This is a genomic window from Pseudomonas sp. 21 (assembly GCF_000955805.1).
In the GTDB taxonomy this organism is placed as follows: domain Bacteria; phylum Pseudomonadota; class Gammaproteobacteria; order Pseudomonadales; family Pseudomonadaceae; genus Pseudomonas.
The window spans coordinates 712,908-736,101 of record NZ_JYOA01000003.1 but is presented as its reverse complement, the minus strand read 5'-3'; the positions used below and the strand labels follow the sequence as shown (position 1 = coordinate 736,101).

The window sequence follows — 23,194 nt, the reverse complement described above, 5'->3', positions numbered from 1 at the left end:
AGGCGTTTGGGGTAACGCGAACGACTTATTCCGCTGCAGGCTTCTTGCGCTTGAGCGGCGCCAAGCCATCCTGGCTCACGACCTTGGACGGGCCTGCCTTGCGCTTGGCAGCGGGCTTCTTCTTTGCCGCCGCCTTGCCGCCGGCCTTCTTCGCATCGTCCTTTTTCTTCTTGGTGCCGGCCGCCTTGCCGGAAGCCTTGACCTTCTTCGGCCCCTTGTAGGTAGCCTTCAGCTCATTGATGACACGCAGCTCGAAGCGCAGCTTGAGGTAGCGCTCGATGCTCGACATCAGGTTCCAGTCGCCGTGCCCCACCAGCGAGATCGCCGCACCCGCGGCGCCTGCACGACCGGTACGACCGATGCGGTGCACGTACTCATCGCCGCGGCGCGGAATATCGAAGTTGATCACCAGGTCCAGTCCGTCGACGTCCAGGCCGCGTGCGGCCACGTCGGTGGCGACGAGGATCTTCACCGCGCCCTGTTTCAGGCGCTCGATAGCCAGCTTGCGATCCTTCTGATCCTTCTCGCCGTGCAGCACGAAGACCTTGTGCCCGGCAGCGATCAGGCGGCCGGTCAGACGGTCGGCAGCGACGCGGGTGTTGGTGAAGACGATGGCCTTCTCGTAGGTCTCGTTGCTCAGCAGCCACTGCAGCAGTTGTTCCTTGTGGCCAACGTGGTCGGTCAGGATCACCTGCTGGCTAACGTCCTCGTTCAGCTCGCTGACGCGGTTGAGCTGCAGGACCTCAGGCTCGCGCAGGACCTTCTCGACCATCTCGTGCAGGCCGCTGCCGCTGGTGGCGGAGAACAGCAGGGTCTGGCGCTCGGCCGGGCACTGCGCGGCGAGCTTGAGCACGTCCTCGGAGAAGCCCATGTCGAGCATGCGGTCGGCTTCGTCGAGGATCAGCACTTCGACGTCACCCAGCGGCAGGTTGCCGGCGTTGAACTGCTCGTTCAGGCGGCCCGGGGTGCCGATGATGATTTCCGGATTCTTGCGCAGGCGCGCGCCCTGCACCTTGAAGTCTTCGCCGCCGGTGATCAGGCAGGCCTTGATGTAGGTGAACTGGGCGAAGCGCTCGACTTCCTTGAGGGTCTGCTGGGCCAGCTCGCGGGTGGGCAGCAGGATCAGCGCGCGGGCGCCGCTCTTGGGCTTCTCCTCGGTGAGCAGGCGATGCAGCAGCGGCAGCAGGAAGGCGGCGGTCTTGCCGCTGCCGGTCTGCGCCGTCACCCGCAGGTCGCGTCCCTCCAGGGCCTTCGGAATGGCCGCGGCCTGGACCGGGGTCGGCTCGGTGAAGGACAACGAATCGAGCGCCTTGAGCAGGCGTTCGTGGAGGGCGAATTGGGAGAACAAGGCAGACCTCGATATCACGTAAAGACCAAATAGCTGCATAGCTTAATGTTTGCCGAGCCGGCGCGCTGGAATTATTGCCGACGGCCCCTGTGCGCGCCCCGCAGCGTCAATAACCCGACAAACGTACCGGCGCCAGCCCACAGGCGATGCCATGCTCTGATGGGCCTGACAAAAAGGAGAATACAGGTGCCATCGACTCTCATTTATTACGTGGCGGCCAGCCTCGACGGCTACATCGCCCGCCCGGACGGCAGCGTGGACTGGCTCGAAGGTTACGGCAGCGAAGCCGACGACCACGGCTACAACGCCTTCTATGCCGGCATCGACGGGCTGCTCATGGGCCGCGCCACCTACCTGTTCTGCCTGAAGCAGGACGAATGGCCGTACCCGGACAAGCCCGCGCTGGTCATGACCCGCTCCAACCATCTGCGCAAGGCCGCGCCACAGGTGGAGTTGGAGCACTACACCCCGGTAGACGCACTCGCCTCACTGGAAGCGCGCGGCTGCGAGCGCATCTGGCTGGTGGGCGGCGGCAGCCTGGCCGGCAATTTCCTCGCCGCAGGCTTGCTCGACGAAGTGATCGTCAGCATCATTCCGCACCTGCTCGGCGCCGGCATTCCCCTCTTCAGCATCGGCCTCGAGCAACGCCTGCAGCTGCTCGAGCAGCGCAGCTTCCCCAGCGGCATCGTGCAGATGCGCTACCAGGTTCTGAAGGAAACGCCCTCGCCATGACCACCACCATTCGTATCGCCGCCGCCTGCCTGCTGGATGAAGCTGGACGCCTGCTGCTGGTACGAAAGCGTGGCACCCGCGCCTTCATGCTGCCCGGCGGCAAGCACGAGCCCGGCGAGACATCGGTCCAGGCCCTGCTGCGCGAACTGGGCGAAGAGCTCGACCTGCACCTGGCGACCTCCGCGCTGACCCCGCTCGGCCACTTCCAGGCCAACGCCGCCAACGAACCGGACATGCGCGTGGACGCGCAGGTCTACGTCGCCGCCCTGCCCCACGCCGTACAGCCCGCCGCCGAACTGGAAGAGCTCGCCTGGCTGGACCCCGCCGGCGACTACCCGCACAACCTCGCCCCGCTGCTGAGCGAGCAGGTTCTTCCCGCACTGCTTGCCCATCTGGGCTGATTCGCCCAGCTCAAATACCTGCATTTCGTCGGGTTTTTCCTTAAGCAGCCTTAAGGAACTGGCTTCTGGCTAGCATCCCGTCAGTTTTCTGCCGCCCTGCCGAAAGCCCCGTTTTATAGGGCTTCCGGCTATAAGGTCAGGCCGTGACTGATGCGTCTGAACACATGTCACGCGGCGTCCTACAAGTCACAAGGGAAAAGTCAGAATCGACAGACGGTACGAACTGTCATGAAAAGTCGTTCAGAATGCGTGGAATTTTTGAGCGGACCAAAGGAAACCACGCCGACAACAATGGCGATCCAGCGGAGTCTGGGCGATATCAACCAGCAAGAAGACATGCCGAATGCGAAGTACCCTTTTGACATGCCTTTCCATAGGCTTGGCGACTTTTTTAGCCGCCACTGAGGCAACCGCCTCCTCCAAGATCACGCGCACCTATCAACCCGCCCCGGTTGATCTCCGTGTCCCGATCCAGGGCAGCGCCCTGCTGACCTTCAACGCCAAGCCGGTCAAGCAGACCAAGAGCGAGGCGCACCAGGTTACCCTGCGTGCCTACAGCATGATCGGTACGCCGTACCGCTGGGGCGGCACTTCGCCCAAGCGCGGCTTCGATTGCAGCGGCCTGGTGAACTACGTGTTCCAGAACGTCGACGAAGTCGACCTGCCCCGCACCGCGCAGCAGATGTTCAGCATGCGCGGCAACTCGAAAGTGGCGCGTGGTGACCTGCAGCCCGGCGACCTGGTGTTCTTCCGCATCCACAACCGCCGCAATGTCGACCACGTGGGCATCTACGTCGGCGACAACCAGTTCGTCCACGCGCCGCGCCGCGGCCAGAAGGTCCGCGTCTCCGACCTGGGGGGCGACTACTGGAAGAAGCATTACACCGCCGCCCGCCGCATCCTGCCGGAAACCCTGGCCAAGGCTGACGTCGGCGGTCGCTTCGACTGACGCCGAGCGCTCTCCCCCTCCGGGAGAGCGCATGCTCCTTACTTACAAGCCGCGACGCGCCTGTCGGCGCAGCAGTCGCGCGCTATCCCAACCGGTCAGCAGCACGGCAATCCAGATCGGCCCGTAGGTCCAGATCTGCGCCGGGTTGAAAGCCTCGCCCAGGAACAGCACGGCGATGGCGAACAGCAGCACCGGCTCGACGTAGCTCAGAATCCCGAACAGCCCCATGGGCAGCAGCCGGCTGGCGGCCATCATCGCACCGAACGCCAGCGCACTGATCAGGCCCAGCAGCGGCAGCAGCGCCCACAGGCGCGGCACCTCCTCCAGCACCTTGCCGCTATCGGTCAGCCACAGGGTCGCCAGGGCGAACGGCAGCAACACGATCATCTCGAAGACGAAGCCCGACAGTGAATCCACCGCCATCTTGCGGCGCAGCATGAAGTACGGCGGATAGCCCAGCGCAGTGATCAGGGTGAACCAGGAGAACGCGCGGGTCAGCCACAACTCGTGCAGCACGCCGGCCAGCGCAAAGGCCACGGCGATACCCTGCAGCGTGGTCAGGCGCTCGCCGTAGAACACCCGGCCGCAGAGCACCATGGTCAGCGGCAGCAGGAAGTAGCCCAGCGACAGCTCCAGCGTGCGACCGACCATCGGCGCCCAGATGAACACGCCCCACTGGATCAGCATCATCGCCGCCGTCAGCGGGAAGCACGCCAGCAACCACGGCTCGCGCAGCAGGCGCCGCCCCGCATCGCGCAGTACGCCGCCCTGGCGGGTGAACAGCACCAGCAGCAGGACCATGGGAATCGACCAGACCACCCGGTGTGCAATCACCTGGATGCTGCTCAGCGGTTCCAGCGAATGGATGTAACCCGGTAGGGTCACGAACAGCACGGAAGACGCAAGGGACAGCGCTACACCACGTCCGGAGATATTCATGCGAAGCGCTCCCTCTGACGACGCAGACCGAAACGGTTGACGCCCAACGACGCGACGATCACCACACCACCCAGCGCCAGGCGCGGCAGGTCGGCGGCCTCGTTCCAGATCAACAGGTTGATCAGCAGGCCCACCGGTACGTGCAGGTTGTTCATCACCGCCAGGGTGCCGGCATCCACCATCGTGCCCCCCTTGTTCCACCAGAACTGTCCCAGCGCGGTGGCCAGCAGGCCCATCCACACCAGCACGCCCCACTGCAGGTCGGTGGTTGGCAACTTCTGCGGATTGCCGAACAGCAGCCAGCCCGGCAGTGCAATCAGCAGCGCGCCGACGAAGAAGTAGCCGAAGCGGCGGTATTGCGGGATACCCGAGGGATAGCGCTGCACCAGGTGCTTGTAGAACACCTGCCCCGCCGCGAAGGTCGCGTTGGCCAGTTGCAGCAACAGGAAGCCCTGGATGTAGTCGCCGCTGACGCCGTCGTAACGAATGATCCCGGCGCCCAGCACCGCGACGGCGGCAGCCAGCAGCGCCCAGGCGTTGAAGCGGCGGTTCAGCGCATCATCGATCAGCGCCACGTGCAGCGGCGTCAGCACGGTGAACAGCAGCACTTCCGGCACCGTCAGCACGCGGAAGCTCTGGTAGAGACAGACGTAGGTAATGCCGAACTGCAGCGCGCCCGCCAGCATCACGCCAGCGATGAAGCGCGGCTCGACGCCGCGCCAGCGGGTCAGCGGCAGGAACACCAGGCCAGCCAGCACCACGCGGGTCAGTACGGCGAAATAGCTGTCGACCTGCCCGGCGAGGTATTCGCCGATCAGGCTGAAGGAGAACGCCCAGAGGACGGTAACAAAAAGCAGGTAAGGCATGGAAAAGGCGACCGGAACGGGGCAGGCAACATAGCGTCAGTCTCAGCGTGGGAAAAGCGCTGCGCGCCCGCGCCCTGCATAAGGCAGAAACGAAAAAGGGCGACCGAAGTCGCCCTTTTCCTTGGATGGTGAATCAGGGATTAGCCCTGGTTCTCCATCTGAGCACGGATCAGATCACCGATGGTGGTCGGACCAGTGGCTTCTACGTCTTGCTTGTGACGCAGTTCTTTCATTGCATCTTTCTCGTCATCAACGTCTTTCGACTTGATGGAGAGGGAGATGACGCGGCTCTTACGGTCGATGCTGATGATCTTGGCTTCGACTTCTTCGCCTTCTTTCAGAACGTTGCGAGCGTCTTCAACGCGGTCACGGCTGATTTCGGAGGCTTTCAGAACGCCTTCGATTTCGCCGCCCAGGCTGATGACAGCGCCTTTGGCGTCGACTTCTTTCACGGTGCCGCGAACGATGGTGCCTTTCTCGTTGAGCGAGGCGTAGTTGGAGAACGGATCGTCTTCCAGCTGCTTGATGCCCAGGGAGATGCGCTCGCGCTCCGGATCAACGGAGAGGATGACGGTTTCCAGCTCGTCGCCCTTCTTGAAGCGGCGAACGGCTTCTTCGCCAACTTCGTTCCAGGAGATGTCGGACAGGTGAACCAGACCGTCGATGCCGCCTTCCAGGCCGATGAAGATACCGAAATCGGTGATCGACTTGATGGTGCCGGAGATCTTGTCGCCCTTGTTGAAGCGGCCAGAGAAGTCTTCCCACGGGTTGGACTTGCACTGCTTGATGCCCAGGGAGATACGACGACGCTCTTCGTCGATGTCCAGAACCTGAACTTCCACTTCGTCGCCAACCTGAACGACTTTCGACGGGTGGATGTTCTTGTTGGTCCAGTCCATTTCGGAGACGTGTACCAGGCCTTCCACGCCCTCTTCCAGCTCGGCGAAGCAGCCGTAGTCGGTGAGGTTGGTGACGCGCGCGGTAACGCGGGTGCCTTCCGGGTAACGGGCTTTGATGGCAACCCATGGGTCTTCGCCCAGTTGCTTCAGGCCCAGGGATACGCGGTTGCGCTCGCGGTCGAACTTCAGAACCTTGACATCGATCTCGTCGCCAACGTTGACGATTTCCGACGGATGCTTGATACGCTTCCAGGCCATGTCGGTGATGTGCAGCAGACCATCGACGCCACCCAGGTCAACGAACGCACCGTAGTCGGTGAGGTTCTTGACGATACCTTTGACCTGCTGGCCTTCCTGCAGCGATTCCAGCAGAGCTTCGCGCTCGGCGCTGTTTTCGGCTTCCAGGACGCTGCGACGGGAAACGACAACGTTGTTGCGCTTCTGGTCCAGCTTGATGACCTTGAACTCGAGCTCTTTGCCTTCCAGGTGAGTGGTGTCACGCACCGGACGCACGTCGACCAGCGAACCCGGCAGGAACGCGCGGATGCCGTTGACGTCGACGGTGAAGCCACCCTTGACCTTGCCGTTGATGACGCCTTTGACCACTTCGTCGGCAGAGAAAGCAGCTTCCAGAACGATCCAGCTCTCGGCACGCTTGGCTTTTTCGCGGGACAGCTTGGTTTCACCAAAGCCATCTTCTACCGCGTCCAGCGCAACGTGGACTTCGTCACCCACATTGATGGTCAGCTCGCCCTGTTCGTTGTAGAACTGCTCGACCGGGATGACGCCCTCGGATTTCAGACCGGCATGGACGGTGACCCAGTCACCATCGATGTCGACCACGATGCCGGTGATGATTGCACCCGGCTGCATGTCGAGGGATTTCAGACTTTCTTCAAAGAGTTCTGCGAAGCTTTCGCTCATGTCTATACCTGTAGTCAAAGGCTTGTAAGCCCGATTCCGCGCCACCAGCAGACACGGTCAAGTGATGAAAAAGAAGCCAGCGGGATCAAGACTGGTATCCCGCCGGCCCCCTGTTGCACCCGCCGAAACGGATGCTCCACATTCAGATTTTAAGGGAACGTTTCGCTCGATATGGGCGAAACCCTCCCGATATAAGGTCTGGAATGGTAGCAATGGATGCAGCCCGCGTCAATCCACGGGCCTGGCCGCCACCACCGTCCGTATGAATACGAATCCCAGCCTTGATTGCGTATTTTCGCTCAGTGTCGTGACGAGGGAGGGACCGCCTGTCAGCCACTTTACGACTCACAGGCTAACGCCGCTCCGGCGTCGATTTTCCAGGCAGATATCTAGGTGCCTAGCCAGGTCAAGGCGGTGCGGCGCGCACCTATTAGCGTGCATTGACCGCAAGGCGTTGCCGCTCCGGGAATCGACGCGTACAAAGCAGCCATCCTTGTAACGTTGCGTCCACAGCAAGCCACTGACGCCCCTCAGAAAAGCCCGGCCCCACGCCGGGCTTTTTTGTGGCCGCGAAATAGGGCCGTGCCTCCCCTTTACGGACCTTGGCCTCACCAAGGCCCGCTACCGAAGAGGCCCCACAAGGGCCTTTCAAACAGGCGAAATCTCTCGCCACTTTCCACTTGGAGAAACTCTATGAAGCATTCAATCAAGCACTACCAGGCAAAATTCATCGGCGGTATGGGCGTACTGCTAGTGGCTGCCAGCGCCTCCGCTGCACCAGCACAGGAGCTGATTGTGACCGCCAACCCCTCGGTCATCAACGAAGGCGAATCTGCCAGCATCAACTGGGGCTCGACCAATACCGAGTTCTGCCAAATCAACGGTGCAGAGTCCGGAACGCAGCCCTCCAATGGCAACTGGAACAGCAAGCCTCTGGCACAGAGCAAACGGTTCACCGTCATCTGTTATGGCGGAACCAGCAGCGTCACCAAGTATGTAGACGTCACCGTAAAGCCGAAACCGCCGACCATGACCTTCTCGGTGAACCCGCTACAGATCAAGGCAGGTGAAAAGGTGACCCGCTACTGGACCTCGGAAAACACTTCCGGCTGTCAAAGCAAAACCGGCACCCCCCTCGCCACCAGCGGCGCGTGGGTAACCGAGCCGATCTATAGCTCCAACACCTACCAGATCACCTGCATGGGGCCCGGCGGCTCGGTGACCAAGTCCGCCGACGTAACCGTCATGCCGTAACGCCCGCTCAAAAGGAGCGGCGTTATTATCGGCGCACGCCCCAGACAGCAAAGCAATGACATGGAGGCAGGTGCTGCAGAACCTGCCTCCTCACCGATCTGGCCTTGGGCTCAGGGCGCGCAACAACCTAATGTGCCGCTCTTCGCCCGGAACAAGCACAATCGGGATGGAGCCGACCGCTCTCTGTTCGTAGCGGCAGCTAATCGGCCAATCCCAGGCGCGAAACCTCGGCGAGGATGCTGTCCACCACCTCCTCGATGCTCATCGAGGTGGAGTCCACCAGGATGGCGCCTTCGGCGGGTTTGAGCGGAGCGACGGCGCGCTGGCTGTCGCGCTCGTCGCGGGCGCTGATTTCTTCGGCCAGTTGCGCCTGGTCGCTGTCGATACCCTTGCCCTTCAACTGCAGGTAGCGGCGACGGGCGCGCTCTTCTGCCGACGCGGTGAGGAAGATTTTCAGCGGGGCGCTGGGGAAGACCACGGTGCCCATGTCACGGCCATCGGCCACCAGGCCCGGCGCTTCGAGGAAGGCGCGCTGGCGTTGCAGCAGTGCATCGCGTACCGCCGGCAGCGCAGCGACTTGCGAGGCACCAGCGCCGACCTGCTCCGTACGGATGGTATCGGTGACATCTTCGCCTTCGAGGATGATGTGCTGGCCCTGTCCGCCCCTGGCATGGGTGAACTGCACGTCCAGGTGCGCGGCCAGTACCTTGAGGGCTTCCTCGTTGGTCAGGTCGATGCCGTGGTTACCGGCGGCAAACGCCAGCAGGCGATACAGCGCGCCGGAGTCCAGCAGATTCCAGCCCAGACGCTTCGCCAGCAGACCGGCGACGGTGCCCTTGCCCGAGCCGCTGGGGCCGTCGATGGCGAGGACCGGCCATTCACCGTTCATCAGTTCTTCTCCTCGGCGACGCGGATGCCCGCGCCGGACGCCAGCCCGAGGAAGTTCGGGAACGAAGTCGCGACGTTGGCGCAGTCGTGGATGCGGATCGGCGCGCCCGCACGCAGGGAGGCCACGCTGAAGGACATGGCGATACGGTGATCGCCGTGACTCCAGACTTCGCCGCCGCCGTAGCTGCCGCCGTCGATGATGATGCCGTCCGGGGTCGGTTCGCATTTCACGCCCAGGGCGAGCAGGCCATCGGCCATGACCTGGATACGGTCGGATTCCTTCACCCGCAGTTCTTCCGCGCCACGCAGCACGGTGCGGCCTTCGGCGTTGGCAGCGGCGACGAAAAGCACCGGGAACTCGTCGATGGCCAGCGGCACCAGATCTTCAGGGATGTCGATGCCTTTCAGCTGCGCCGAGCGCACACGAATGTCGGCGACCGGCTCGCCGCCCACTTCACGCTGGTTTTCCAGGGTGATGTCGGCGCCCATGAGCTTGAGGATATCGATGACGCCGGTACGGGTCGGGTTGATGCCGACGTGTTCCAGGGTCAGGTCGGAACCTTCGGCGATGCTCGCGGCGACCAGGAAGAAGGCGGCGGAGGAAATGTCGGCCGGGACTTCGATCGAGGTGGCGGTCAGCTTGTGGCCGGACTCGACGCGAGCGGTGGCACCTTCGACGTCGACCGGGTAGCCGAAGCCGCGCAGCATGCGTTCGGTGTGGTCGCGAGTCGGGGCCGGCTCGGTGGTGGAGGTTTCACCGGCGGCGTAGAGGCCGGCGAGCAGCAGACAGGACTTCACCTGGGCGCTGGCCATCGGCATGTCGTAGTGCATGCCGGTGAGTTTCTGGCCACCGCGGATAGTCAGCGGCGGGCGGCCTTCGGGACCGGTCTCGATCACCGCGCCCATCTCGCGCAGCGGCTTGGCGACACGGTTCATCGGGCGCTTGGACAGCGACGCGTCGCCAGTCAGGGTGGTGTCGAACGGCTGGGCGGCGAGCAGGCCGCTGAGCAGGCGCATGGAGGTGCCGGAGTTGCCCAGGTAGATCGGACCGGGCGGGGTCTTGAGGCCATGCAGGCCCACACCGTGCACGGTCACGCGACCGTGGTGCGGACCTTCGATGACCACGCCCATGTCGCGAAACGCCTGGATGGTGGCGAGGGCGTCTTCACCCTCTAGGAAGCCTTGCACCTCGGTCGTGCCTTCGGCCAGCGAGCCGAGCATGATCGAGCGGTGGGAAATGGACTTGTCGCCCGGTACGCGTACGCGCCCGGAGAGGCGGCCACCCGGCTGGGCCAGGAAAATCAGGTCATTGTTGTGCATGGCGTCCACATAGGCCCGGCGGGCCAGGATTTTGCTGAAATGCTCGCGGGCAACCCGGGCGCGGGTGAAGACGCCCATCAGTTGTTGCCCGTCCCCTTGATCGACGGCCTCGCGCAGGTCGTCGAGGTCGTCACGGAATACGTCGAGGATGCGCAGCACCGCCTCGCGGTTGGCGAGGAAGATGTCGTGCCACATCACCGGGTCGCTGCCGGCAATCCGCGTGAAGTCGCGGAAGCCGCCAGCGGCGTAGCGGAAGATTTCCAGATTCTCGCTGCGTTTGGCCAGCGAGTCGACCAGCGTGAAGGCCAGCAGGTGCGGCAGGTGGCTGGTGGCGGCGAGGACTTCGTCGTGGTGTTCGACGGCCATCTGCTCGACATCCGCGCCCAGCTCGCGCCAGAGGCTCTCGACGCACTGGATCGCGTCCGCGTCGGCATTATCCAACGGAGTGAGGATAACTTTATGACGGCGGAACAGTTTTGCGTTGGCCGCCTCCACCCCGCTCTGCTCGGAACCGGCGATGGGATGGCCGGGGACGAAGCGCGCCGGCATGCCGCCGAATACCGCTTTCGCAGCACGCACCACGTTGCCCTTGGCGCTGCCCACGTCGGTGAGGATGGCATTACCGATGTCGAAGGTGGCAAGTTCGCCGAGCACCTTCTCCATCGCCAGAATCGGCACGGCAAGCTGGATCACGTCGGCGTCACGGCAACCGATGGCAAGGCTTTCCTCGCAGCGATCGACCACGCCCAGCTCCACCGCCAGGCGGCGGGTCTGCGGGTCACGGTCGACGCCGACCACTTCCTCGAACAGGCCCTTTTCGCGGATGCCCTTGGCGAAGGAGCCGCCGATCAGGCCGAGCCCCACCACCACCAGGCGGCGCAGCTTGTGCGGCTGGACATCAGGCACGGGCAAGCACCTTGGCCAGCGCTTCGAGGAAGCGGGCGTTCTCGGCCGGCAGGCCGATGGAGATGCGCAGGTGCTGCGGCATGCCGTAGCCGCCCACCGGACGGACGATCACACCTTCGGCGAGCAGCGCCTGGTAGACCGGGCCGGCGTCGCGCTTGAGGTCCACGGCAATGAAGTTGCCCTTGGAGGGAATCCATTGCAGGTCCAGTGCGCGCAGGCCGCTTTCCAGCTGGGCCATGCCTTCGTCGTTGATGCGCTTGCCTTCGGCCAGGTACTGCGCGTCATCCAGCGCGGCGCAGGCAGCGGCCAGGGCCAGGCTGTTGACGTTGAACGGCTGGCGTACGCGGTTGAGCACATCGGCGACCTGCGCCGAGGAGATCGCGTAGCCGACGCGCAGCGACGCCAGGCCATAGGCCTTGGAGAAGGTGCGCGAGACCAGCAGGTTCGGGTAGCGGGCCAGGTACTTCAGACCGTCCGGCAGCTCCTCGCCTTCGGCGTACTCGATGTAGGCCTCGTCGAGCACCACCAGGACGCTTTCCGGAACCTGCGACAGGAAGCGCTCCAGCGCGTCCGGGCCGAACCAGGTGCCGGTGGGGTTGTTCGGGTTGGCGATGAAGACCACGCGGGTATTGGCGTCGATGGCCGCCAGCATGGCTTCCAGGTCATGGCCCCAGTCCTTCGCCGGCACGACCTTGCCCTGGGCGCCGACGGCCTGGGTGGAGATCGGGTAGACGGCAAAGGCGTACTGGCTGAACACGGCGTTCAGGCCGGGCGCGAGATAAGCGCGGGCAACCAGGTCGAGAATGTCATTGGAACCGTTGCCCAGGGTGACCTGCGCGGTGTCGACGGCGCAACGGGCGGCCAGCCGGCTCTTAAGTTCGAAACCGTTGCCGTCAGGGTAGCGGGTCAGTTCGGCCAGCTCGGCACGAATGGCGTCGAGGACCTTCGGGCTCGGGCCCAGCGGGTTCTCGTTGCTGGCCAGCTTGACGATGCCGGCGGGATCGAGCTTCAGCTCGCGGGCCAGCTCATCGACCGGCTTGCCCGGCACGTAGGGGGAAAGCTTCTGCACGCCCGGCTGGGCCAGGGCAAGGAAATCACACGACATCGCTAAAAGCCTCAAGCTATGGGCCGCAAGCCATCAACCGTCTACCGACGTGTCGGCAGCTTGCGGCCCTGGCTTGCGGCTGTCGGTTCAGAGAACCGCTTTGGGGTACGAGCCCAGCACCTTCAGGGCAACGGCTTCGCTGTTGATCTTTTCCAGGACGTCCTTGATCAGCGGGTCCTTGTGGTGGCCGACGAAGTCGATGAAGAACACGTAGGTCCACTTGCCACTGCGCGACGGACGGGTCTCGATGCGGGTCAGGTCGATGCCGTTGTTGTGGAACGGCACCAGCAGCTCGTGCAGAGCACCCGGCTTGTTGCGCATGGAGACGATGATGGAAGTCTTGTCATCACCCGTGGGCGGCACTTCCTGGTTGCCGATCATGAGGAAGCGCGTGGAGTTGTCCGGGCGGTCCTCGATCTTCTCGTGCAGCTTGTCCAGGCCGTACAGGCTCGCGGCCATGTCGCCGGCAATTGCCGCACTGTTCCACTCGCTCTTCACCCGCTTGGCGGCGTCGGCGTTGCTCGAAACCGCCACGCGCTCGACGTTCGGATAGTGCGCGTCCAGCCACTTGCGGCACTGGGCCAGGGACTGGGCGTGGGAATAGATGCGGGTGATGTTGCTGGTCTTGGTGTTCTCGCCCACCAGCAGATGGTGGTGGATACGCAATTCGACCTCGCCACAGATCACCATGTCGTGTTCGAGGAAGCTGTCGAGGGTGTGGTTGACCGCACCCTCGGTGGAGTTTTCCACTGGCACCACACCGAAGTTCACCGCACCGGCGGCGACTTCGCGGAACACTTCGTCAATGGCCGCCATCGGCGTACTGATCACCGCATGACCGAAGTGCTTGAGCGCGGCGGCCTGGGTAAAGGTGCCTTCCGGACCGAGGTAGGCCACTTTCAGCGGCTGCTCCAGGGCCAGGCAGGAGGACATGATCTCGCGGAACAGACGAGCGACTTCCTCGTTGTCCAGCGGGCCCTTGTTCAGCTCCATGATGTGCTTGAGCACCCAGGCCTCGCGCTCGGGCCGGTAGAACACCGGTTTCTCGCCTTCGGGCAGGGCGGCCATTTTCACGCGCGCCACGTCGGTGGCGCAGCGGGCGCGTTCGCTGATCAGCTCGAGGATCTTCTCGTCGAGGCTGTCGATGCGTACGCGCAACGCCTTGAGCTGGTCAGCGTCGCTCATCAGCCGTGCTCCTTCTCGAACTCGGCCATGTAGCCAACCAGGGCTTCGATGGCGTCCAGGCCCAGGGCGTTATAGATGGAGGCACGCATGCCGCCCACCGAACGGTGGCCCTTCAGGTTGAGCAGGCCGCGCGCGTCGGCGCCTTCGAGGAAGGCCTTGTCGAGCTTCTCGTCGGCCAGGCGGAACGGCACGTTCATCCAGGAGCGGGCGCTGGGCTGGATCGGGTTGGTGTAGAAGTCGCTGTTGTCGATGAAGCCGTACAGCATGTCCTTCTTGGCGCGGTTGCGCTGCTCCATGGCGTCGACGCCGCCCTGCTCCTTCAGCCACTCGAAGACCAGGCCGGAGAGGTACCAGGAGTAGGTAGCCGGGGTGTTGTACATGGAGCCGTTATCGGCAGCGACCTTGTAGTTGAGCATGGTCGGGCAGATGCTGCGGGCGCGGCCCAGCAGGTCTTCACGAACGATGACGACCACCAGACCGCTTGGTCCGATGTTCTTCTGCGCGCCGGCGTAGATCAGGCCGAACTTCGACACGTCGGTCGGGCGGGAGAGGATGTCCGAGGACATGTCCACCACCAGCGGGACGTCACCGACTTCCGGGATCCAGTCGAACTCCAGGCCGCCGATGGTCTCGTTGGACGCGTAGTGCAGGTAGGCCGCGTCCTTGGACAGGTTCCACTCGTTCTGGCCGGGGATCGCGAAGTAGTCGTACTTGGATGCGCTGGCGGCGACGTTGACGTTGCCGTAGCGACGAGCCTCTTCGATGGCCTTCTTCGACCAGATGCCGGTTTCCACGTAGTCCGCCACGCCGTCTTCGGGCAGCAGGTTCAGCGGAATCTCGGCGAACTGCTGGCTGGCGCCCCCCTGCAGGAACAGCACCTTGTAGTTCGACGGCACACCCATCAGGTCGCGCAGGTCCTGCTCGGCCTTCTCGGCGATGGCCACGTAGTCGTCGCTACGGTGGCTCATCTCCATGACCGACAGGCCCTTGCCCTGCCAATCCAGCAGCTCGGCGCGGGCGCGCTCCAGTACCTCGGTGGGAAGCGCCGCGGGACCGGCGCAGAAGTTAAAGGCTCGCTTGCTCACATCCACTCTCGCTATCAGTCTTCGCTGGCTTGCGGGGCTTCTTCAGCCGCGACTTCGCCTGCTTCTTGGTTCTCATCCGGTACTTCGCCGTCGACGATCTCGCCTTCGATCTCTTCGCCTTCGACGACGGTCGGCTCCTGCACCCGCTCCAGGCCTACGACGGTTTCGTCGGCGGCCAGCTTGATGAGGATCACGCCCTGGGTGTTACGTCCAGCGCCACGAACTTCGTCGACGCGGGTACGCACCAGGGTGCCCTGGTCGGAAATCAGCATGATCTCCTCGCCGTCCAGCACCTGCACGGCGCCCACCAGGTTGCCGTTACGCTCGTTGATCACCATGGCGATCACACCCTGGCCACCACGACCGCGACGCGGGTAGTCGGCCAGCGGGGTGCGCTTGCCGTAGCCACGTTCGGAGGCGCTGAGGATCTGCGCTTCGCGGCACTCGGGGATCAGCATGGAAATGATGCGCTGGCCTTCGCCCAGGCGCATGCCGCGCACGCCACGGGCGTTACGGCCCATGATGCGCACCTTGCTTTCCTTGAAGCGGATCACCTTGCCGGCGTCGGAGAACATCATCACGTCCTTCGAACCGTCGGTGATGGCGGCGGCGATCAGCGAATCGCCCTCTTCCAGCTTCAGGGCGATCAGGCCGTTGGAGCGCGGCTTGGTGAACTGGATCAGCGGGGTCTTCTTCACGGTGCCTTTCATGGTGGCCATGAAGATGTACGCGCCGGTCGGCTCGTCCTGGCTGAAGTCGGCGTCGTCGCCCTCTTCGCCTTCTTCGGCTTCCACCACTTCGGCGACCTGCTCGGCGACCACGTCGTCATCGTCGTTCTCGTCACCGGCGAACTGGGCGCGCACGGCCTCCAGGTCGATCTGCAGCATCGCGGTGATGCGCTCGCCTTCGTCCAGCGGCAGCAGGTTCACCAGCGGACGGCCACGGGCGGTACGCGAGGCCTCCGGGATTTCGAAGGTGCGCAGCCAGTAGACCTTGCCCTTGCTGGAGAACAGCAGCAGGGTGGCGTGGCTGTTGGCGACCAGCAGGTGTTCGATGTAGTCCTCGTCCTTCACGCCACTGGCGGACTTGCCCTTGCCACCACGACGCTGCGCCTCGTAGGCAGCCAGCGGCTGGGACTTGGCATAGCCACCGTGGGAGATGGTCACCACGCGCTCTTCTTCGGTGATCAGGTCGGCGATGGTCAGGTCCATCTGCGACGCGACGATCTCGGTGCGGCGGGCGTCGCCGAACTCGGCCTTGACCTTCTCCAGCTCCTCGCGGATGACTTCCATCAGGCGCTCGGGGCTGGTCAGGATGCGGATCAGCTCGCCGATCAGGGTGAGGATTTCCTGGTACTCGGACAGGAGCTTCTCGTGCTCCAGGCCGGTCAGACGGTGCAGGCGCAGCTCAAGGATGGCCTGGGCCTGCTCCGGCGACAGGAAGTACTTGCCGTCACGCAGGCCGTACTGCGGGTCCAGGTCTTCCGGACGGCAGGCATCGGCGCCGGCGCGCTCGACCATCGCTTCCACGGCGCTGGATTCCCAACCGGTGGAAATCAGGCGCTCCTTGGCCTCGGCCGGGGTCGGCGAGGTCTTGATCAGTTCGATCACCGGGTCGATGTTCGACAGGGCGACGGCCTGGCCTTCGAGGATGTGGCCGCGCTCGCGGGCCTTGCGCAGCTCGTAGACGGTCCGGCGGGTCACCACTTCACGGCGGTGGCGGACAAAGACTTCGAGCATGTCCTTGAGGTTCATCGTGCGCGGCTGGCCATCGACCAGGGCCACCACGTTGATGCCGAAGACGCTCTGCAACTGGGTCTGGGCGTAGAGGTTGTTCAGCACGACCTCGCCCACTTCGCCGCGGCGCAGCTCGATGACCACGCGCATGCCGTCCTTGTCGGACTCGTCGCGCAGCTCGGTGATGCCTTCGATCTTCTTCTCTTTCACCAGCTCGGCGATCTTCTCGATCAAACGGGCCTTGTTCAGCTGGTAGGGCAGCTCGGTGATGATGATCTGCTGGCGGTTGCCGCCCTTTTCCATGTCCTCGATGGTGGCGCGGGCACGGATGTAGACGCGGCCACGACCGGTGCGATAGGCCTCGATGATGCCCGCACGGCCGTTGATGATGCCTGCGGTCGGGAAGTCCGGACCGGGGATGTACTGCATCAGGTCATCGATGGACAGCTCGGGGTTGTCCATCAGCGCCAGACAGCCGTCGATAACCTCGGTGAGGTTGTGCGGCGGGATGTTGGTCGCCATGCCCACGGCGATACCGCTGGAACCGTTGACCAGCAGGTTCGGGATCTTGGTCGGCATGACCGCCGGGATCTGCTCGGTGCCGTCGTAGTTGGGCACCCAGTCGACGGTTTCCTTGTCCAGGTCCGCCAGCAGCTCATGGGCGAGCTTGGACATGCGCACTTCGGTGTATCGCATGGCAGCGGCGTTGTCGCCGTCCACCGAACCGAAGTTGCCCTGGCCGTCGACCAGCATGTAGCGCAGCGAGAACGGCTGGGCCATGCGGACGATGGTGTCGTACACCGCGGTGTCGCCGTGCGGGTGGTACTTACCGATCACGTCGCCGACCACACGGGCGGATTTCTTGTAGGGCTTGTTCCAGTCGTTGCCCAGTTCGCTCATGGCGTACAGGACGCGGCGGTGCACGGGCTTCAAGCCATCGCGTGCATCGGGCAGGGCACGACCGACGATCACGCTCATGGCGTAATCGAGGTAGGACTGTCGGAGTTCGTCTTCGATGTTGACCGGGAGGATTTCTTTGGCCAGTTCGCCCATGAGAAGCCTGGTTCCTTTTTCAAATGGGTCTCCGTCATGCCCGTCCTGGGCGTGGCGGAGCGCGGTGCGCCATCAAAGCGCCACCGACTCTCTACAAATCAACGACTTGGCCGTTGATCCGCGATGCTGTGGGGGCCGAAAAAATGCCCCATCAAGAACCGTCGGAGCTTACCACAAGCCAGGGTCAAACCCTACCCTCGGCCAAGCCCCTCGATGAATTGCCGCAGCCCCCGTCAGTGCAGGCGCTTGCGGCTCATCAGCTGGGCCATCCGTTCAGCGTCCGGACGCTCGACGACGCCGCGCTCGGTCACGATGGCGTCAATCAGGTCGGCCGGAGTCACATCGAACACCGGATTGAAGGCTTCGACGTCAGCAGCGACACGTTTGCCGCCGATTTCCAGGAGTTCGCGACCGTCGCGCTCCTCGATCGGGATGTCCTCGCCGCTTTCCAGCCCCATGTCGATGGTCGAACTGGGCGCCACCACCATGAAACGCACGCCGTGGTGCATGGCGGTAACCGCCAGCTGGTAGGTGCCGATCTTGTTGGCGACGTCGCCGTTGGCGGTGATGCGGTCGGCGCCGACGATGACCCAGGTGATGCTTTCGGTCTTCATCAGGTGCGCGGCGGCGGCATCCACGTTCAGGGTGACTGGCACGCCTTCGTTGGCCAGCTCCCAGGCAGTCAGGCGAGCGCCCTGAAGCCAGGGGCGGGTCTCGTCGGCGTAGACACGCTCGATCAGCCCTTCCAGGTGCGCCGCGCGCAGCACGCCCAGCGCGGTGCCGAAGCCGCCGGTAGCCAGGGCGCCGGTGTTGCAGTGGGTGAGAATCTTCTGCGGGCCGCCGTGGTGCTTGCGGATCAGGTCCACGCCCAACTGGGCCATGGTCAGGTTCGCTTCGCGGTCACTTTCGTGGATCGCCACGGCCTCGGCTTCCAGTAGCGGCAGCGGGTCTTCGCCCGGCTTCAGGCGTTCCAGGCGGTCGCGCATGCGGTTCAGCGCCCAGAACAGGTTGACCGCGGTGGGACGCGACTCGGCCAGCACGGTGAAATCGTCTTCCAGCGCCGCGCGCCAGTCACCACCAGCGGCCACACGGGCACGCAGGCCCAGCACTAGGCCATAGGCGGCAGCGATGCCAATGGCCGGCGCGCCGCGCACGACCATCTGGCGAATGGCGTCGGCTACGCCTTCGGCGGTCTCGTAGGACAGCCAGGTTTCCTCCAGCGGCAACAGGCGCTGGTCCAGCAGACGGAGTGTGCCCTTGCGCCAATCAATGGCCGTGACCCGTTCGGCCGCCAACAGTCGCTCACGCATGGAACACCTCTTCATTTCAATGGAATCGCGGGCCGCTCCGGCGCCACGGAAATCGCCCCGGGAACACCGGGAAACGACCGAGTATACCGAGCCTGAAGCCCCGGTGCTCGGCTATACTCCGCGCCTTTATCCACGCGCCCAGGATGCGCTTCATGCCGACCGAAAAAGCCCCGCTCGACCTGCTGCTCTTCCCCACCTGGATCGTCCCTGTCGAGCCCGCCGGCGTCGTCCTGCGTGATCACGGCCTTGGCATCCGCGACGGTCGCATCGCCCTGCTCGCCCCGCGCACCGAAGCGCTGCGCCACCCGGCCACGGAAACCCGCGAGCTTCCGGGCATGCTGCTCTCCCCCGGACTGATCAACGCCCACGGCCACGCAGCGATGAGCCTGTTCCGCGGCCTGGCAGACGACCTGGCGCTGATGACCTGGCTGCAGGAACACATCTGGCCGGCGGAAGCCAAGTGGGTCAGCGAGGACTTCGTCCGCGACGGCACCGAACTGGCCATCGCCGAGCAGCTCAAGGGCGGCATCACCTGCTTCTCGGACATGTACTTCTTCCCGCAGGTCGCCTGCGAGGTGGTGCACAAGGCCGGCGTGCGCGCGCAGATCAGCGTGCCGGTACTGGACTTCCCGATCCCCGGCGCCCGCGAAGCCGACGAGGCGATCCGCCAGGGCCTGGCGCTGCGTGACGATCTCAAGCACCACCCGCGCATCAAGGTCGCCTTCGGCCCGCACGCGCCCTACACGGTCAGCGACGACAAGCTGGAAAACATCCTGATGCTCGCCGAAGAACTGGACGCCGGCATCCACATGCACGTCCACGAGACCGCCTTCGAGGTCCAGCAGGCGCTGGAGAAGAACGGCGAACGGCCGCTGGCCCGCCTGCACCGCCTCGGCCTGCTCGGCCCTCGCTTCCAGGCCGTGCACATGACCCAGGTGAACGACGAAGACCTGGCCATGCTGGTGGAAACCAACAGCTCGGTGGTGCACTGCCCGGAATCCAACCTCAAGCTGGCCAGCGGCTTCTGCCCGGTGGAGCGCCTGTGGCAGGCCGGTGTCAACGTCGCCATCGGCACCGACGGCGCTGCCAGCAACAATGACCTCGACCTGCTCGGCGAAACCCGTACCGCCGCCCTGCTGGCCAAGGCCGTGGCCGGCCAGGCCACCGCGCTGGACGCCCACCGTGCGCTGCGCATGGCCACCCTGAACGGCGCCCGCGCGCTGGGCATGGAACAGGAAACCGGCAGCCTGGAGCTAGGAAAATCCGCCGACGTCACCGCCTTCGATCTCTCCGGACTGGCCCAACAGCCGGTGTACGAGCCGGTTTCCCAACTGATCTACGCCAGCGGCCGCGACTGCGTCCGTCACGTCTGGGTCGGCGGCAAGCAGTTGCTGGAGGACGGCAAGCTCACCCGCCTGGACGAGGAGCGCCTGATCGCCGTAGCAGGCGAGTGGGGCAGGAAGATCGCCGGGGCCTGATAGATACTCCGCTCAGGAAGAGTCCCTCTCCCTAACCCTGGCTGCGCGCCCCGCTCCGAAGGGAGAGGGGACTGGATCGGCGCGAAAGTTGAGCCTGAAGGTCGCCTGATACTATGGCAGCTGGAAGCGCAGAATCCTTCACGCTGCCCAGAACGCTCCCTCTCCCTTCAGGGAGAGGGCTGGGGAGAGGGTAACGCCCAGCACCAGCACTTCAAAGCCACGGTAGGCCACGGTAGGCCACTTCAAGATCGCATCCTGCTGATTGCCACACGCGCCCAGCAAGGCGCCACTGCGACAATCTGTCATGCCGCGCCCCATCCATTCCACGAAGCTGGCATCATAGCCAGTCTTCGTTTCCAGCTTTTTGATCAATAGGGACACCATGAGCAACGTCGACCACGCCGAGATCGCCAAATTCGAGGCCCTCGCCCACCGCTGGTGGGACCGCGAAAGCGAGTTCAAGCCCCTGCACGACATCAACCCGCTGCGGGTCAACTGGATCGACGAGCGCGTCAGCCTCGCCGGCAAGAAGGTGCTCGACGTCGGCTGCGGCGGCGGCATCCTCAGCGAAGCCATGGCCCAGCGCGGCGCTACCGTCACCGGCATCGACATGGGCGAAGCGCCCCTGGCAGTCGCCCAGCTGCACCAGCTGGAGTCCGGCGTGCCGGTGGAATACCGCCGCATCACCGCCGAAGAACTGGCCGAAGAGATGCCCGAGCAGTTCGACGTGGTGACCTGCCTGGAAATGCTTGAGCACGTGCCGGACCCGGCCTCGGTGATCCGTGCCTGCTACAAGATGGTCAAGCCCGGCGGCCAGGTGTTCTTCTCCACCATCAACCGCAACCCGAAGGCCTACCTGTTCGCCATCGTCGGCGCGGAATACGTGATGCGCCTGCTGCCGCGCGGCACCCACGACTTCAAGAAGTTCATCCGCCCCTCCGAGCTGGGCGCCTGGTCGCGTGATGCGGGCCTGGCGGTCAAGGACATCATCGGCCTGACCTACAACCCGCTGACCAAGCACTACAAGCTGGCCAACGATGTCGACGTCAACTACATGATCCAGACCCTGCGCGAGGAGTGAATCGCATGCTCAGAGCGGTTCTCTTCGACATGGACGGCACGCTGCTGGACACCGCGCCCGACTTCATCGCCGTGTGCCAGGCGATGCTCGTCGCCCATGGCCGCGCGCCGATCGACGACCAGCGCATCCAGGACGTGGTGTCCGGCGGCGCCCGCACCATGGTCGCCGCGACCTTCGACATGGACCCGGAAGCCCCCGGCTTCGAGGCCCTGCGCCAGGAGTTCCTCGACCGCTACCAGGAGCATTGCGCCGTCTTCACCCGCCCGTACGACGGCATGGCCGAGCTGCTCGAGAGCATCGAGCAGTCGCGCCTGATCTGGGGCGTGGTCACCAACAAGCCGGTGCGCTTCGCCGCGCCGATCATGGAGCAGCTGGGCCTGGCCGAACGCTCCGCCGTGCTGGTCTGCCCGGACCACGTGACCAAGAGCAAGCCGGACCCGGAAATGCTCCTGCTGGCCTGCAGCCAGCTGAAGGTCGATCCGTCCGAGGTGCTGTTCATCGGTGACGACCTGCGCGATATCGAGTCGGGCCGCGCCGCCGGGACCAAGACCGCCGCCGTGCGCTACGGCTACATCCACCCGGACGACAACCCCGCGCACTGGGGCGCCGACGTCATCGTCGACCATCCCCGCGACCTGCTGGCGGTTCTCGACCGCGCCCTCTGCTCCTGCTGAACCGAACCTCGCGAGCTCGTCAGCGCGCTGACGGGCTCCGCCAAGGAGAAACCATGTTCGACTATTCCGCCCGCCCCGACCTGCTCAAGGGCCGCGTGATCCTGGTGACCGGCGCCGGCCGCGGTATCGGCCGAGCCGCCGCGCTCACCTTCGCCGCCCACGGCGCCACCGTGCTGCTGCTGGGCAAGACCGAGGATTTCCTCAACGAGGTCTATGACCTGATCGTTGCCGCCGGCCACCCGGAACCCGTGGTGATCCCGCTGAACCTCGAAACCACGTTGCCGCACCAGTACGACGAACTGGCGGCCATGATCGAGAAAGAGTTCGGCAAGATCGACGGCCTGCTGCACAACGCCTCGATCCTCGGACTGCGCTCACCCATCGAGCAGATTTCCACCGACAACTTCACCCGCGTCATGCAGGTGAACGTCAACGCCATGTTCAGCCTCACCCACACCCTGCTGCCGCTGCTCAAGCTCTCCGAGGACGCCTCGGTGGTCTTCACCTCCAGCAGCGTCGGTCGCAAGGGCCGTGCTTACTGGGGCGCCTACGCGGTGTCGAAGTTCGCCACCGAGGGCCTGATGCAGGTGCTGGCGGACGAGTGCGAGGACATCACCAGCGTGCGCGCCAACAGCGTCAACCCCGGCGCCACCCGGACCGCCATGCGCGCCCACGCCTATCCGGGCGAGAACGCCTACAACAACCCGACGCCGGAAGAGATCATGCCGGTCTACCTGTACCTCATGGGTCCGGACAGCAAGGGTGTGAACGGCCAGGCCTTCAACGCCCAGGACTGATCCCGCCCCTGAATATTCGGTACTGACGTACCAGCGGCGTCGGCCTGCAGCCCAGCAACGACGCCGCTTTCCGCCAATTTTCCGGCTCCACCGCTCGCCACCCTCCGGCAAAGTGCCACTATTTCGCCAGACTTCTGGCGAAACCTTCCTCCCCTCGGGAACCCTGACCACCATCGGTCGGTCAATACGGCGTCTTTTCAGGCCTTCCCGCGCCCTGGCACGGAAATCGCTCTGTCCCTGCAAACGCCGTAAAAATGGTCACCG

The 23,194-nt window shown here is 64.4% G+C and carries 20 protein-coding genes; 8 read left to right on the top strand and 12 right to left on the bottom strand.

Annotated elements, in window-relative coordinates; all coding sequences use genetic code 11:
• Positions 1 to 25 precede the first annotated feature (25 nt).
• Entirely contained in the window at positions 26 to 1,363 is a 1,338-nt protein-coding gene (locus tag UB43_RS09000; RefSeq protein WP_156160384.1) for a DEAD/DEAH box helicase, read from the bottom strand.
• Between the two features lie 171 nt (positions 1,364 to 1,534).
• On the opposite strand from UB43_RS09000, the gene UB43_RS08995 reads away from it, so the two are divergent.
• From UB43_RS08995 to UB43_RS08985, 3 genes are all read left to right on the top strand, one after another.
• On the top strand, positions 1,535 to 2,080 hold the full coding sequence (locus tag UB43_RS08995) for a dihydrofolate reductase family protein (RefSeq protein WP_156160375.1): 546 nt from the start codon (positions 1,535 to 1,537) through the stop codon (positions 2,078 to 2,080).
• On the top strand, positions 2,077 to 2,481 hold the full coding sequence (locus UB43_RS08990) for an NUDIX domain-containing protein (protein ID WP_045210089.1): 405 nt from the start codon (positions 2,077 to 2,079) through the stop codon (positions 2,479 to 2,481). The genes UB43_RS08995 and UB43_RS08990 overlap by 4 nt, the downstream gene beginning before the upstream one ends.
• A gap of 379 nt (positions 2,482 to 2,860) precedes the next feature.
• Positions 2,861 to 3,430 carry a C40 family peptidase gene (locus UB43_RS08985; RefSeq protein ID WP_373420686.1) on the top strand — a complete coding sequence of 190 codons (570 nt, stop codon included), beginning with the start codon at positions 2,861 to 2,863 and terminating at the stop codon, positions 3,428 to 3,430.
• Between the two features lie 42 nt (positions 3,431 to 3,472).
• Here UB43_RS08985 and rarD read toward each other — a convergent pair whose 3' ends face one another.
• From rarD to rpsA, 3 genes are all read right to left on the bottom strand, one after another.
• Complete coding sequence (gene rarD / locus UB43_RS08980) at positions 3,473 to 4,369, bottom strand: EamA family transporter RarD (protein WP_045210087.1); 897 nt, start codon at positions 4,367 to 4,369, stop codon at positions 3,473 to 3,475.
• Positions 4,366 to 5,235 (bottom strand): carboxylate/amino acid/amine transporter, encoded by an 870-nt coding sequence (locus tag UB43_RS08975; RefSeq protein ID WP_045210086.1) that lies wholly within the window; start codon positions 5,233 to 5,235, stop codon positions 4,366 to 4,368. Before UB43_RS08975 ends, rarD begins: the two co-directional genes overlap by 4 nt.
• A gap of 140 nt (positions 5,236 to 5,375) precedes the next feature.
• The gene (rpsA, locus tag UB43_RS08970) at positions 5,376 to 7,058 is read right to left on the bottom strand and encodes a 30S ribosomal protein S1 (protein ID WP_045210085.1); all 1,683 of its coding nucleotides are present in this window, start codon (positions 7,056 to 7,058) and stop codon (positions 5,376 to 5,378) included.
• Positions 7,059 to 7,751: 693 nt separating this feature from the next.
• Here rpsA and UB43_RS08965 point away from each other — a divergent pair.
• Positions 7,752 to 8,312, top strand: a complete 561-nt coding sequence (locus tag UB43_RS08965) for a hypothetical protein (RefSeq protein WP_045210083.1) — start codon at positions 7,752 to 7,754, stop codon at positions 8,310 to 8,312.
• 199 nt (positions 8,313 to 8,511) lie between these two features.
• Here the strand turns inward: UB43_RS08965 and cmk are convergent, their stop codons facing one another.
• The 7 genes from cmk to mtnA form a co-directional block, all read right to left on the bottom strand.
• Complete coding sequence (cmk, locus tag UB43_RS08960; protein ID WP_045210081.1) at positions 8,512 to 9,201, bottom strand: (d)CMP kinase; 690 nt, start codon at positions 9,199 to 9,201, stop codon at positions 8,512 to 8,514.
• Positions 9,201 to 11,426 carry a bifunctional prephenate dehydrogenase/3-phosphoshikimate 1-carboxyvinyltransferase gene (locus tag UB43_RS08955; RefSeq protein ID WP_045210080.1) on the bottom strand — a complete coding sequence of 742 codons (2,226 nt, stop codon included), beginning with the start codon at positions 11,424 to 11,426 and terminating at the stop codon, positions 9,201 to 9,203. The genes cmk and UB43_RS08955 overlap by 1 nt, the downstream gene beginning before the upstream one ends.
• Positions 11,419 to 12,531, bottom strand: a complete 1,113-nt coding sequence (gene hisC / locus UB43_RS08950; RefSeq protein ID WP_045210078.1) for a histidinol-phosphate transaminase — start codon at positions 12,529 to 12,531, stop codon at positions 11,419 to 11,421. Before hisC ends, UB43_RS08955 begins: the two co-directional genes overlap by 8 nt.
• 87 nt (positions 12,532 to 12,618) lie before the next feature.
• Entirely contained in the window at positions 12,619 to 13,716 is a 1,098-nt protein-coding gene (gene pheA / locus UB43_RS08945) for a prephenate dehydratase (RefSeq protein ID WP_015478144.1), read from the bottom strand.
• Entirely contained in the window at positions 13,716 to 14,801 is a 1,086-nt protein-coding gene (gene serC, locus UB43_RS08940) for a 3-phosphoserine/phosphohydroxythreonine transaminase (protein WP_045210075.1), read from the bottom strand. The genes pheA and serC overlap by 1 nt, the downstream gene beginning before the upstream one ends.
• A gap of 14 nt (positions 14,802 to 14,815) precedes the next feature.
• Positions 14,816 to 17,590: a DNA gyrase subunit A gene (gene gyrA, locus UB43_RS08935; protein WP_045210073.1), complete on the bottom strand. Its 2,775-nt coding sequence runs from the start codon at positions 17,588 to 17,590 to the stop codon at positions 14,816 to 14,818.
• Between the two features lie 233 nt (positions 17,591 to 17,823).
• The gene (gene mtnA, locus UB43_RS08930; protein WP_045210071.1) at positions 17,824 to 18,900 is read right to left on the bottom strand and encodes an S-methyl-5-thioribose-1-phosphate isomerase; all 1,077 of its coding nucleotides are present in this window, start codon (positions 18,898 to 18,900) and stop codon (positions 17,824 to 17,826) included.
• Positions 18,901 to 19,052: 152 nt separating this feature from the next.
• Here mtnA and UB43_RS08925 point away from each other — a divergent pair, with 152 nt between their 5' ends.
• Complete coding sequence (locus UB43_RS08925; protein ID WP_045210069.1) at positions 19,053 to 20,378, top strand: TRZ/ATZ family hydrolase; 1,326 nt, start codon at positions 19,053 to 19,055, stop codon at positions 20,376 to 20,378.
• 138 nt (positions 20,379 to 20,516) lie between these two features.
• On the opposite strand, the gene UB43_RS08920 is transcribed toward UB43_RS08925, so the two are convergent.
• A complete protein-coding gene (locus UB43_RS08920; RefSeq protein ID WP_156160374.1) occupies positions 20,517 to 20,750 on the bottom strand; it encodes a hypothetical protein in 234 nt (77 codons plus the stop codon).
• Between the two features lie 10 nt (positions 20,751 to 20,760).
• Between UB43_RS08920 and ubiG the strand changes: the two genes are divergently transcribed.
• The 3 genes from ubiG to UB43_RS08905 are packed head-to-tail and all read left to right on the top strand — an operon-like array spanning position 20,761 to position 22,930.
• Positions 20,761 to 21,459, top strand: a complete 699-nt coding sequence (ubiG, locus tag UB43_RS08915) for a bifunctional 2-polyprenyl-6-hydroxyphenol methylase/3-demethylubiquinol 3-O-methyltransferase UbiG (protein ID WP_045210066.1) — start codon at positions 20,761 to 20,763, stop codon at positions 21,457 to 21,459.
• Positions 21,456 to 22,133 (top strand): N-acetylmuramic acid 6-phosphate phosphatase MupP, encoded by a 678-nt coding sequence (gene mupP, locus UB43_RS08910; RefSeq protein WP_156160373.1) that lies wholly within the window; start codon positions 21,456 to 21,458, stop codon positions 22,131 to 22,133. The genes ubiG and mupP overlap by 4 nt, the downstream gene beginning before the upstream one ends.
• Before the next feature lie 53 nt (positions 22,134 to 22,186).
• Positions 22,187 to 22,930, top strand: coding sequence for a YciK family oxidoreductase (locus UB43_RS08905; protein WP_045210062.1), 744 nt, complete (start codon positions 22,187 to 22,189; stop codon positions 22,928 to 22,930).
• Positions 22,931 to 23,194: the final 264 nt, after the last annotated feature.